The sequence below is a fragment of the Caulobacter sp. GW821-FHT11E10 genome, assembly GCF_058808375.1.
The window spans coordinates 77,543-89,819 of record NZ_JBXARP010000003.1 but is presented as its reverse complement, the minus strand read 5'-3'; the positions used below and the strand labels follow the sequence as shown (position 1 = coordinate 89,819).

The 12,277-nt window shown below is 67.4% G+C and carries 9 protein-coding genes; 7 read left to right on the top strand and 2 right to left on the bottom strand.

The window, feature by feature from the left end; translation table 11 throughout:
* The 4 genes from rpsO to AC1RRV_RS06350 all read left to right on the top strand — a co-directional run bounded on the left by rpsO (position 1) and on the right by AC1RRV_RS06350 (position 4,612).
* Positions 1 to 270 (top strand): 30S ribosomal protein S15, encoded by a 270-nt coding sequence (gene rpsO / locus AC1RRV_RS06365; RefSeq protein WP_047413759.1) that lies wholly within the window; start codon positions 1 to 3, stop codon positions 268 to 270.
* Positions 271 to 523: 253 nt separating this feature from the next.
* A complete protein-coding gene (gene pnp / locus AC1RRV_RS06360; RefSeq protein WP_492858749.1) occupies positions 524 to 2,674 on the top strand; it encodes a polyribonucleotide nucleotidyltransferase in 2,151 nt (716 codons plus the stop codon).
* Between the two features lie 130 nt (positions 2,675 to 2,804).
* Positions 2,805 to 3,695 (top strand): hypothetical protein, encoded by an 891-nt coding sequence (locus tag AC1RRV_RS06355; protein WP_492858748.1) that lies wholly within the window; start codon positions 2,805 to 2,807, stop codon positions 3,693 to 3,695.
* A 62-nt stretch (positions 3,696 to 3,757) separates the two neighbouring features.
* Positions 3,758 to 4,612: a DUF1206 domain-containing protein gene (locus AC1RRV_RS06350; protein ID WP_492858747.1), complete on the top strand. Its 855-nt coding sequence runs from the start codon at positions 3,758 to 3,760 to the stop codon at positions 4,610 to 4,612.
* Here the strand turns inward: AC1RRV_RS06350 and AC1RRV_RS06345 are convergent, their stop codons facing one another.
* Both AC1RRV_RS06345 and AC1RRV_RS06340 read right to left on the bottom strand, forming a co-directional pair.
* Entirely contained in the window at positions 4,613 to 5,326 is a 714-nt protein-coding gene (locus AC1RRV_RS06345) for a ribonuclease T2 (protein ID WP_492858746.1), read from the bottom strand.
* Between the two features lie 53 nt (positions 5,327 to 5,379).
* Positions 5,380 to 6,012: a LysE family translocator gene (locus AC1RRV_RS06340; RefSeq protein WP_492858745.1), complete on the bottom strand. Its 633-nt coding sequence runs from the start codon at positions 6,010 to 6,012 to the stop codon at positions 5,380 to 5,382.
* Positions 6,013 to 6,285: 273 nt separating this feature from the next.
* Here AC1RRV_RS06340 and AC1RRV_RS06335 point away from each other — a divergent pair, with 273 nt between their 5' ends.
* The 3 genes from AC1RRV_RS06335 (at position 6,286) to AC1RRV_RS06325 (ending at position 12,277) form a co-directional block, all read left to right on the top strand.
* Positions 6,286 to 8,619 carry a TonB-dependent receptor gene (locus tag AC1RRV_RS06335; RefSeq protein ID WP_492858744.1) on the top strand — a complete coding sequence of 778 codons (2,334 nt, stop codon included), beginning with the start codon at positions 6,286 to 6,288 and terminating at the stop codon, positions 8,617 to 8,619.
* Positions 8,620 to 8,760: 141 nt separating this feature from the next.
* Positions 8,761 to 9,444 carry a Fe2+-dependent dioxygenase gene (locus AC1RRV_RS06330; RefSeq protein WP_492858743.1) on the top strand — a complete coding sequence of 228 codons (684 nt, stop codon included), beginning with the start codon at positions 8,761 to 8,763 and terminating at the stop codon, positions 9,442 to 9,444.
* A 127-nt stretch (positions 9,445 to 9,571) separates the two neighbouring features.
* Positions 9,572 to 12,277: a PAS domain-containing hybrid sensor histidine kinase/response regulator gene (locus AC1RRV_RS06325; protein WP_492858742.1), complete on the top strand. Its 2,706-nt coding sequence runs from the start codon at positions 9,572 to 9,574 to the stop codon at positions 12,275 to 12,277.

Here is a 12,277-nt window from a genome sequence, read left to right as displayed (position 1 = left end):
ATGTCGATCACCATCGAGCGCAAGAGCGCGCTCATCGCCGAACACGCCCGCACGCAAGGCGACACCGGCAGCGCTGAAGTCCAGGTCGCGATCCTCTCGGAGCGCATCTCGAACCTGACCGAGCACTTCAAGACGCACAAGAAGGACAACCACAGCCGTCGTGGCCTGCTGAAGCTGGTTTCCCAGCGTCGCCGGCTTCTCGACCACCTGAAGAAGTCCGACGTCGCCCGTTACCAGTCCCTGATCGAAAAGCTGGGTCTGCGTCGCTAAGGCACAAGGTCCGCCGCCCCGCTCACGCAGGGCGGCGGATCGCGTATTTGGAACCAGGCGTCCCGAGACAGGCCGGGCGCCGTGAAGGTTCAAAAGCGGTCTTCCTTATTTGGAGAACCGTTCGTCCGTACGAGGGTTCACGTCCTCAAACCCGCCTGTCGAACTGGATGAGGATCATCGGGCCGGCTTCCGTTAGCCGTCCGCCCCTGTCCGCCCCGACGGGAATCCGCCCGCGGGAACCGAAAGACGAAAAATGTTCGATATCAAGCGCAAGACGATCGAGTGGGGCGGCAAGACGCTGGTCCTCGAAACCGGTCGTATCGCCCGTCAAGCCGACGGCGCAGTTCTGGCCACCATGGGCGAAACCGTCGTCCTGGCCACCGCAGTGTTCGCCAAGAAGGCGAAGCCCGGTCAAGATTTCTTCCCGCTGACGGTCAACTATCAGGAAAAGACCTTCGCGGCCGGCAAGATCCCCGGCGGCTTCTTCAAGCGTGAAGGCCGTCCGTCGGAAAAGGAAACCCTGGTTTCCCGCCTGATCGACCGTCCGATCCGCCCGCTGTTCGTCAAGGGCTTCAAGAACGAAGTCCAGGTCGTCGTCACCGTGCTGCAGCACGACCTCGAGAACGATCCCGACATCCTGGGCATGGTGGCCGCCTCGGCCGCCCTGGTCCTGTCGGGCGCCCCGTTCATGGGCCCGATCGGCGCCGCGCGCGTCGGTTACATTGACGGCGGCTACGTGCTGAACCCGACGCTCGACGAGCTGAAGGAAAGCAAGATGGACCTCGTCGTGGCCGGCACCGCCGACGCCGTGATGATGGTCGAAAGCGAAATCCAAGAGCTCTCGGAAGAGATCGTGCTGGGCGGCGTCAACTTCGCCCACAAGGAAATGCAGACGGTGATCGACGCGATCATCGACCTGGCCGAGCACGCCGCCAAGGAGCCCTTCGACTTCCAACCGGAAGACACCGACGCCCTGAAGGCCGAAGTGAAGAAGGCCGTCGGCCAGGATCTGGCTGACGCCTACAAGATCCAGGCCAAGGGCGACCGCGTCGCCGCCCTGGGCGCCGCCAAGAACAAGGCCATCGAGACCTTCGCCAAGAGCGACACCAACCCGGCCGGCATCGACCCGCTGAAGCTGGTTTCGGTCTTCAAGGAACTGGAAGCGGACATCGTCCGTCGCTCGATCCTCGACACCGGCATCCGCATCGACGGCCGCACCGTCGACAAGGTCCGTCCGATCCTGGGTGAAGTCGGCATCCTGCCGCGCACCCACGGCTCGGCCCTGTTCACCCGTGGCGAGACCCAGGCGATCGTGGTCGCCACCCTGGGCACCGGCGACGACGAGCAGTTCATCGACGCCCTGGAAGGCACCTACAAGGAATCCTTCCTGCTGCACTACAACTTCCCTCCCTACAGTGTCGGTGAAACCGGCCGTATGGGCAGCCCGGGCCGCCGCGAAATCGGCCACGGCAAGCTGGCTTGGCGCGCCCTGCGTCCGATGCTGCCGGCCAAGGAAGACTTCCCCTACACGATCCGCCTGGTCTCGGAGATCACCGAGTCGAACGGTTCGTCCTCGATGGCCACGGTCTGCGGTTCGTCGCTGGCCATGATGGACGCCGGCGTGCCGCTGATCCGTCCGGTCTCGGGCATCGCCATGGGCCTGATCCTGGAAAAGGACGGCTTCGCGGTTCTGTCGGACATCCTGGGCGACGAAGATCACCTGGGCGACATGGACTTCAAGGTGGCCGGCACCAGCGAGGGCCTGACCTCGCTGCAGATGGACATCAAGATCGCCGGCATCACCCCGGAGATCATGAAGCAAGCCCTGGCCCAGGCCCACGAAGGTCGCGCTCACATCCTGGGCGAGATGAACAAGGCCATGGACGCCCCGCGTGAAGACGTCGGCGACTACGCTCCGAAGATCGAGACCATCACCATCCCGACCGACAAGATCCGTGAAGTGATCGGCTCGGGCGGCAAGGTGATCCGCGAGATCGTCGCCACCACCGGCGCCAAGGTCGACATCAACGACGAAGGCACCGTGAAGGTCTCGGCCTCGGACGGCGCCAAGATCAAGGCCGCGATCGACTGGATCAAGTCGATCACGGACGAAGCCGAAGTGGGCAAGATCTACGACGGCAAGGTCGTGAAGGTCGTCGATTTCGGCGCCTTCGTGAACTTCTTCGGCGCCAAGGACGGCCTCGTCCACGTCAGCCAGATCAGCAACGAACGCGTCGCCAAGCCGTCGGACGTGCTGAAGGAAGGCCAGATCGTCAAGGTGAAGCTCCTGGGCTTCGACGATCGCGGCAAGACCAAGCTGTCGATGAAGGTCGTCGATCAAGAGACCGGCGAAGACCTGTCGAAGAAGGCCGAACTGGCTCCGGAAGACGCCGTCAACACCTGAGGGTGAACGGTTCTCCGAAGTGAGACGCTAGCGTGCGGGCGGTTCCGAAGGGACCGCCCGCTTTGCGTTTGGGCCAAGATTTCCCAGCGCGCCTGTGCAATCCTGCCTTGTGCAGGCAAGGGGGCTCGTCATGGTCAAGCGTACCCTGAGTATCTTGGCCGTTGCGGCCCTGGTGATTTCCGCGCCCCAGGCGCTGGCCTTCGGCACCATTCGCGGACTCGGCCAGAACGCCGAGCACGAGCGCATTACCCGCCAGGGCTTGGCCTCGTTCGCCTTTGGGCCAGTGACCCTGTCGATGCTGGCCGGCAAGACCGGCGAGTTCGGCGCGGTGGGCGCGCCCGACCGGCCCGATCGCGGCCTGATGAGCAGCAAGGAAGCTCACTGCGACGGCGGCGACTACTTCGACGCGCCCGGCTATCCGCGCACCCAGGCCGTGGCCCAGGAACAGCTGACCGCCTGCCGCCGCTACATCGTCGCCCGTCTCAACCAGGCGGTGCTCGACGCGGGCGACCTCGTGAAGCCCGACCTGACGTTCGGCTCGATCAGCACCTCGGGCGGCTGCAATTTCACGGGCCATAGGCTGCGCGCCAAGTGCAACGTCCTCGAACAGATGGGCCTGGTGTTCCACGCCGCCCAGGACTTCTACTCGCACAGCAACTGGACCGACGCCGAAGCCGCGCCAGGCTCGATCGACAGTCCTCCGGGCCTGAACAAGTCCTACCCGGCGCCGTGGCTGTCGCCGAACGGTTCGACCTTCCCGGCCGGGCTGATCTCCGGCTGCTACGAGGGCTTCCCGGAGTCGATGCACTGCGATGGGCGGATCCGGCACGCCCTGCTCAACAAGGACACGGCCGGCACGAAGCGCGGGCCTGGATCGTACAACAGGGCCATGAACGTCGCGGCTCAGGACACCCAGGACAAGTGGCGCTGGTTCGAGCGGCAGCTGGTCTCGCGCTACACCGCGCCGCGCGCCCAGAAGATGCTGTGCGTGTTGAAGTCGGACGACCCCAAGACCTGCTGATCTGGCTCGGAGCGGGAAGGCGGCTCTCGGCGTTGAGGTCGAAACGCCACGGAGCGACACGCTTGGTCCACTTCGCCGCTTTCTCGCCAAGGCGCTCGCCCTCGAGCGCGTTCGGCCTCTCGACGCTTCTCCAGCTTCTGGCGCGCCTCGGCTATGCGGCGCGGGGCCTGGTCTATGTCGGGCTCGGGGCGATCGTCCTGCTGGCGGCGATCGATCTCACGCCGCGCGCCAAAGGCGCCAAGGGTCTGCTGGAGACCTGGGCCGACTGGCCGCTTGGCCTGGTGTTGATTGCTGTCGTCGCCTGCGGCCTGACCGGCTTCGCGCTGTGGCGCGGCGTACAGGCGCTGCTCGACGCCGATCGTCATGGGCGCTCGGCCAAGGGGTGGGCGGTGCGGATAGGTCAGGGGATCAGCGGCCTCGTGTACGGCGGCCTGGCGTTCTCGGCGTTCGAGCTTCTCGACGTCTTCGAAGATGTCGGCGAGGCGGACGAGGAGCAGGCGACGCACCATGTCGCGAGCGCGATCCTCACGGCGCCGCAAGGCGACCTGCTGCTGATCGGCGCCGGCCTGATCGTCCTGGGGTTCGGCGTCGGCAATGTGATCCAGGGCCTGGTCCAGGATTTCGGCAAGCGCCTGGCCTGCGACGAGCGAACCTGTCGGCGCGTGGTTCCGTTGGCGAAGATCGGCTACGCCGCGCGCGGCCTGGCGACCCTGCCCCTGGGCGGCTTCCTCGTCGTCGCGGGCGTCGAGGCGCGCGCGAGCCAGGCCCACGGCTGGGGGCAGGCCCTACAGGTCGTCGAGCGGCAGCCCCTGGGCAGCTGGATGCTGGGCATGGTCGCGGCGGGTCTGATCGCCTTCGGCCTGTTCGGCTTCGTCGAGGCCGCCTACCGGCGCATCCGGCCGCCCGATCCGCTTTGATCAGCCCTTCGGCGTTACCTTCACCACCGCCGAGTCCGGCGGGCCGTTGCCGCCCCGGCAGGCGGCCCATTTGAACCCGAGGTCCATGCAGGCCCAGACCTCGGTCAGGCGGCCTTCCTTGACGCGGACGTTCAGGCCCTGGGCCGTCATGCCGCGATTGCGCTTCAGGAAGGCCTGGCGGATCTCGCCGGCGGTCATGGTCTGGTCCGGACCGGGCTTCAGGTCGGGGACATTCAGGCCCTTCCGGATCTCGCGGGCCTTCTTGAAATAGGCCTCGGGCGTGTCCCATTGGCAGGTCCCGTGCGCCTGCCACTCGTGCTGCAGCAGCCAGGGGGAGGGGGTCATGCAGAGATTGGCCTTCACCGTCTTCACGCTCATCGGCGGGCTGGAGCGACAGTAGCGCGGATGGACCTTGTCGGGACCGTTGGGCCACAGGCCGTGGACCGTGAAGCCGAAGCGGTTGGTCTCGCACTGGATCGTCTTGTCCGACTCCGGGATCCCCGCACGGCAGGCCTCGGGCGACCAATACAGCGCCAGCAGATAGGCCGCGATCGGGACGTCGGGATGGATCTCGTTTTGCGGGGGGATCTCGGTCGGCGCCGGCGTCACGGAGGCCGGGACCGCGCAGGACTTAAGGCTGGACGCCTGGGCGGCGCCGGTCGTGACGAGTAGCGCGAGAGCGGCGGCGAAAGCGGTCTTCATCGGAGACTCCAAACTGCGGCGCGGATAGGGACCCGCGCCGCGTCCGGCGTCAAGAAAGCCGAGACTCAGCGACGGGCCTCGGTGGCCATTCGCACCGCCAGGCCGCCCAGCACCGTGGCCATCAGCCAGCGCTGCACCAGCGCGAAGCTGGGCCGGGTGGACAGGAAGGCCGCGATGGTTCCGGCGGTGAAGCAGATGGTCCCGTTGACGATCATGCTGACGCTGATCTGCGACAGGCCCAGCACCAGCGACTGGGTGAACACCCCGCCGTGCTCGGGCTTGATGAACTGGGGCAGCAGGGACAGGTACAGCATCGCTGCCTTGGGGTTCAGGATGTTGGTGACGAAACCCATGCTGATCAGCTTGGCGGGGCTGTCCTTGGGCAGGTCCCGCACCTGGAACGGTGAGGCGCCGCCGGGCCGGATCGCCTGCCAGGCCAGCCAGCCCAGATAGAGCGCCCCGCCGAAGCGCAGCACGTCGTAGGCGATCGGCGCGGCCATCAACAGCGCGGTGATGCCGAGGGACGCGCAGACCAGATAGACCACGAAGCCCGCCGCGGTGCCGATCAGCGAGACGATCCCCGCCCATCGGCCTTGCGAGATCGAGCGGCTGACCACGTAGAGCATGTTCGGCCCCGGCGTCAGGGCCATGCCCAGGCAGACGAGCGTGAAGGCGATCCAGGTCTTGGCCTCGGGCATGGGCGGCTCCGCTAGCGTGACGACGTCCAGGCGGATGGCTCGCGCGAGGCTCGCGCGCCCCGAAGCCTCTGGCACCAGGACCGGGAAATAGGGAGCGCTCCGGCCTTCCGGGAGGGTGGTCGGCGGCCTTCTTGGACCGAAGCGTCACTTTTCCGATCGTGTCGACGATATTGCGAACGATTATCATTGCGACTGTATCGCAACATCGCTAAGAACGCCTCGCAATATCAGGAGGGGCGCCCTCGACGGCGTCCCCTGGGGATAGGACCAACAATGCGTAATCCGAACTCTGTCGGCGTTGTGAGCCGGCCTCGTCGCGCCCTGGGCGCCGCCGCTGTCGCCGGTCTGGCCGGTCTGGGCATGGCCCATGCCGCCATGGCCGCTCCGGACGCCGTGGCCGACGCCGCCGCGCCGGTCGCCACGGCTCCGGCCGCCGACAGCAACGAGGTCTCGACCGTCAAGATCGACGCCAAGCGCGTCGCCGACCCCTCGTCGAGCAAGTTCACCGCGCCGCTGGTCGACACGCCCAAGTCGGTGACGGTCATCCCGTCGCGGATCATCGAACAGACCGCCGCCACCTCGCTGACCGACATCCTGCGCACCTCTCCGGGCATCACCTTCGGCGCGGGCGAAGGCGGCCAGCCGCTGGCCGACCGTCCGTTCATTCGGGGTTCGAGCTCGGCCAACAACATCTTCGTCGACGGCGTTCGCGACAGCGGCGGCCAGACCCGCGAGATCTTCAACCTCGAACAGGTCGAGGTCGTCAAAGGCCCCGACAGCGCCTATAGCGGCCGCGGTTCGGGCGGCGGCAGCATCAATCTGTCGTCCAAGAGCCCGAAGGCCGAGAGCTTCGCGCGCGGCGCGGTCGGCGTTGGCACCGACGAATATGTCCGCGCCACGGCCGACCTCAACTATGCGTTCAACGACAACGTCGCCGTGCGCCTGAACGTGCTGGGCACCCAGGGCAACACCCCGGGCCGCAAGGCCGTCGACTTCAGCCGCTGGGGCTTCGCCCCGTCGCTGGCCGTCGGCCTGAACGGCGACACCCAGATCACCGTCAGCTACTACCACCTCGATACCGACCAGACGCCCGACTACGGCATCCCGCTGATCACCAAGACCACCCAGCCGCGCACGGCCTCGGGTATCCTGGCCGTCGATCGTCGCAGCTTCTATGGCCTGAAGAACCGCGACTGGCAGAAGACCAAGTCGGACATCGCCACCTTCGCCATCGACCACACCATCAATGACGACCTGAACGTTCGTCAGGTCGTGCGCTACTCCAAGAGCGTGAACGACTACCTGGTCACCAACCCGGGCGACGGCGGCGCGGCCCAGTTCGTCCAGGGGCAGTGGTGGATGAAGCGCGGCACCAAGAGCCGCTGGAATCCGACCGAGACGATCGCCGCGGTCACCGACCTGCACGGCAAGCAAGTCTTTGCAGGGATGGAGCACAGCTTCGACGTCGGCATCGAGCTGAGCCGCGAGGAAAACCTCAACGCCGCCTACGCCCCGTTCGCGACCAGCGCCTCGGCCTGCCCGACCGGCTTCACCATCGCGGCGGCGACCCTGACCAGCGTCGGCGGCGGCGACTGCACGCTCGTCTACAAGCCGAACGCCAACGACCCTTGGACCGGCACGCTCAATCGCGGCCCGGCCTCGCGCAACCTGGCCAAGACAGCCGCCATCTACGGCTTCGACACCGTCAAATTCGGCGACAAGGTGCTGCTGAACCTGGGCCTGCGTCACGACAGCTACGACAGCCAGGGCTACGACGTCACCACGACCAACGCCAACGGCGTGTTCACGACGACGGCGATCACTGCGCGCAGCGGTTCTTGGGAGTTCACCAACTACCAGGTCGGCCTGGTCTATAAGCCGACCGCCAGCTCCAGCCTCTATGCTTCGTACGGCACGTCCTCGACCCCGCCGGGCATTTCGGGCGGCGACCAGAACAGCAACACGACGACCGGCACGGGCAACCTGGCCACCGTCCAGCTGGAGCCGGAAGACAGCGTCAGCTTCGAGCTGGGCGCCAAGGCCAACGTCTTCAACGATACGCTGGCCCTGTCGGCCGCCACCTTCAAGACGACCCGCAAGAACGCCCAGATCCAGATCGACGCCAACACCTACGCCCAGGTCGGCGAGGTCGAGGTGAAGGGTTTCGAGCTCGGCTTCTCGGGCAATGTCACCCCGAAGTGGCAGGTGTTCGGCGGCTACACCTACATGGACAGCGAGCTGGTCCGCGGCGCCTACACCAACGTCAACCAGGGCGACCCGCTGGCCAACACGCCCAAGCACACCTTCTCCAGCTTCACGACCTACCGCGTGACGCGGAAGGTCTCGCTGGGCGGCGGCGCGTACTACGTGTCGAAGAGCTTCGGCGGCAACCAGGGCGGGGCCGGTGGCGGGGCCAACGCGATCTACGCCCCGTCCTACTGGCGCTACGACGCTTTCGCCTCGTGGGCCATCAACCCGAAGGTCGACCTGCAGCTGAACGTCCAGAACCTGACGGACGAACGCTACATCGCCCGCACCAACGGCGTGCACCACGCCGATCCGGCGCCGGGCCGCCAGGCGATCCTGACGTTCAACGTGAAGTACTGATCCTCCCCCCGGAAGGACTTCGCGTTCGCGCCCCGCCTGACAACGACGTCGGGCGGGGCGCTTTACGTTTCGGCCTGATCCGGATCAAAGAGGACGGACGGCGCGACGGCTAAGCCTGGGCGGCGAAAAGGAGCGGTCCCGATGATGCTGCAGATCCCGCAGGTGCTGACCAAGGCCCAGGTGGCCGAATGCCGGGCGATCCTGGACGCGGGTCCGTGGGTCGACGGCAACCTGACCTCGGGCTTTCAGGCGGCGCGGGCCAAGACCAACGAGCAGCTGCCGCAGGACAGCGAGGCGGCCCGCACCGTCGGCGAGGCGATCCTCCAGGCTCTGGAGGTCCATCCGCTGTTCGTCTCGGCCGCCCTGCCGCAGGTCATCCTGCCGCCGATGTTCAACCGCTACGGCGAGGGCATGGGCTTCAAGGACCATGTCGACAACGCCATCCGCCGCGATCCGATCACCGGCAAGCGCCTGCGCACGGACCTGTCTGCGACCCTCTTCCTGGCCGAGCCCGACGACTACGACGGCGGCGAACTGGTGGTGAACGACCTGTATGGCGACCATGCCGTCAAGCTGGAGGCGGGGGACATGATCCTCTACCCGAGCTCCAGCCTGCACCATGTGACCCCGGTGACCCGGGGCGTGCGCACGGCCAGCTTTTTCTGGATCCAGAGCCTGATCCGCGACAACGCCCGGCGCACGATGCTGCTGGAGATGGACGTCGCCATCCAGCGCCTGGCCCGCAAGGTCGAGGCGGACGACGAAGGAATCCTCTCGCTGACCGGCGTCTATCACAACCTGCTGCGCCAATGGGCCGAGGTTTAGAGATCTAGACCTAGGGGTCGGAGCGCGGAAACAGCCTAAATACCGCGTTCACGGAACATCGATACGACTTGCGAACTATAAGTTTACGGTTGCGCTCCACGATCCGCCCAACCTTGGCGGAGACAGGATGTCCCAGACGTCGCCCAATGATGCGATCGCACATGCCCCGCCCTTCGGCGAGGCGGAGGCCGCGCGTTGGTTCTTCGACAACGCCAGCGACCTGTTCACGGTGGTTTCGCCCGAGGGCCGGTTCATCACCGTCAACGCCGCCTGGACCGCTCTGACCGGCTGGACGGCCGAGGAGCTGATCGGCCAGCTGACCGCCAAGTACGTCCATCGCGACAGCCACGCCGAGCTCGCCGCCTTCGCCGAACGGGTGAACGAGGCCGGCTCGGCGACCACCGAGATCAAGATCCGCTGCAAGTCCGGCCGCTGCGTCTGGCTGCAGGGCCGTGCGCGACTGGGTCCGAACGGCGAGCGGGTCGGGGTGATGCACGACATCTCGAGCGAGATGGCGGGCCGCGCCGAGCTGGAGGCCTCTCGTCGAACCCGCGAACTGTTGGCCGAGGCCGCGGGCGTCGGGGTCTGGAGCTACGAGCCTGACGGCGAGCGGATCGACTGGTCACCCGATGCCCTGGCGCTGCTGGGGCTGAGGCCGTCCGATGTCGCGACCGCCGATACTTTCCTGGCCCGCCTGCCCGACGATCAACGCGAGATGGTCCACGAGGCCTTCCGCAAGGCCACCCGCACGGGCGAGGGCGGTTCGATCGAATTCCGGCTGCGCGGCGACGACGGTCGCTGGCAGACCTTCCGCAGCACCTATCGCGCCGAACCCCGGCCCGGTCCGCTGTTCGCCCTGAAGGGCATTTCGCAGAACATCACCGACGTGGCTCGCAGCCGCGACAAGGCCATCTGGAGCGAACGCCGGGCTCGGCGCCTGGTCGAGGACGCGCCGTTCGCCGTCGCCGTCTACGACGTGGACATGCGGCTGCGTCTGGTCAGCCCGCGCTTCCTCGAAATCTTCAAGTCGACCGAGGCCCAGGTCATCGGCAAGACTCTGGAGGAGCTGACCAATGGCGGGCGTCGCCGGTTCGTGACCGGGGTCACCCGCGCGCTGTCGGGCGAGGTCGTCACCCGGCGCGAGGATCGTCTGTTCGACGCCGAGGGCGTGGAGCGGTCGTTCCGCTGGGAGGCCCGGCCGTGGCTGGATGTGGCCGGCGAGATCGTCGGCGTCATCACCTATATGGACGACGTCACCGCCCTGACGGCGGCGCGGCGCGAGGCGCGGACCAACGCCCGGCGACTGAAGGTCGCCCTGGGCGCGGCCCGGGCCGGGGTCTACGAGATCGACCACGAGAGCCAGAGCTTCTGGGGGTCGCCTGAATTCCATCGGATGGTCGGTCGCCGGGTCGAGTATGAGGACGTGCGCGAGGCCGTCTGGCCGATGATCCATCCCGACGACCGGGATCAGCTGTATGCCGCCGCCGCCGAGTGGCGCCGGACCGGCGCCTGGGGCGCTCACGAATATGATGTTCGCCTCGTCACGTCCGAGGGCGAGCCGCGCTGGATGCGGGTCTTCCATGACGTTCGGCGCGACGCCTCCGGGCTGGCTCGGAAAGCCTTCGGCCTGGTCCTGGATATCGACGAGAAGAAGAAGGCCGAGCTGGCCCTGGTCGCCGCCGAGCGCGCGGCCCAGGCGGCCAATGACGCCAAGGCGCAGTTCCTGGCCAATATGAGCCACGAGATCCGCACGCCGATGAACGGCGTGCTGGGCGTCATGCACGTGCTCAAGCGCGAGCTGCCCGCCGGCGACAGCGCCGACCTGCTGGGCGAAGCCCTGGCGGCCGGCCAGATGCTGTCGACCCTGCTGGACGACGTCATCGACATTTCCCGCATCGAGGCGGGCCGCCTGGACCTGAATCACGAACCGGTCGATCCGCGCGAGCTGACGCGGGGCGTGGCGCGCCTGCTGGCCGGCCAGGCCTCGCACAAGGGACTGCGGCTGGAGCTGGATCTGGCCGACGACCTGGGCTGGGTCGAGACCGATCCGACCCGCGTACGCCAGGCCCTGTTCAACCTGATCGGCAACGCCGTGAAGTTCACCCTGCGGGGCTCGGTGACCGTGCGGGCCCGTCGGCTGATGACCGCCGAGGGGCAGCGTCTGGTCTTCGATGTGATCGACACTGGAGTCGGCGTCCCGCTGGAGGCGCAGGCCCGATTGTTCGAGCGCTTCCAGCAGGCCGACGCCAGCACCACGCGCCGCTTCGGCGGTTCGGGCCTGGGCCTGGCTATCACCCGCAAGCTGGCCCAGATGCTGGGCGGCGAGGTCTCGTTCCACTCGATGCCGGGCGAGGGCTCGACCTTCACCCTGACCATCGCCGCCCCGCCGACCGCCGCGCCGTGCGCGGTCGAGAGTGAGGCCGAGGACCTGCTGGCCGGACTCAAGATCCTCGTGGTCGAGGACAACGCCACCAACCAGCTGGTCGCCCGCCGGATCCTGGAGCAGCTGGGCGCGATCGTCAGCCTCGCCGACGACGGCGCAACGGGGGTGGCGGCGGCCAAGGCCGGCGGCTTCGACCTGATCCTGATGGACGTGCAGATGCCCGGCATGGACGGCCTGGAAGCCGCCCGCCGCATCCGGGCCCTGTCGTGCGCGGCCGCCCGCGTCCCGATCATCGCCCTGACCGCCAACGTCATGGCTCACCAGCGGGCCTCGTACCGCGCCGCCGGCATGGACGGAGTGGTCGCCAAGCCGATCGCGCCCGCCGCCCTGGTGGCCGAGATCGTGCGCCTGTCCCAGGGCGGACCGGACACCCGCACCGCCGTCGCCTAA

Coding starts and splice junctions, on each gene's coding strand:
- pnp (WP_492858749.1), top strand. CDS start 524: ATGTTCGATATCAAGCGCAAGACGATCGAGTGGGGCGGCAAGACGCTG.
- rpsO (WP_047413759.1), top strand. CDS start 1: ATGTCGATCACCATCGAGCGCAAGAGCGCGCTCATCGCCGAACACGCC.
- AC1RRV_RS06330 (WP_492858743.1), top strand. CDS start 8,761: ATGATGCTGCAGATCCCGCAGGTGCTGACCAAGGCCCAGGTGGCCGAA.
- AC1RRV_RS06335 (WP_492858744.1), top strand. CDS start 6,286: ATGCGTAATCCGAACTCTGTCGGCGTTGTGAGCCGGCCTCGTCGCGCC.
- AC1RRV_RS06355 (WP_492858748.1), top strand. CDS start 2,805: ATGGTCAAGCGTACCCTGAGTATCTTGGCCGTTGCGGCCCTGGTGATT.
- AC1RRV_RS06340 (WP_492858745.1), bottom strand. CDS start 6,012: ATGCCCGAGGCCAAGACCTGGATCGCCTTCACGCTCGTCTGCCTGGGC.
- AC1RRV_RS06325 (WP_492858742.1), top strand. CDS start 9,572: ATGTCCCAGACGTCGCCCAATGATGCGATCGCACATGCCCCGCCCTTC.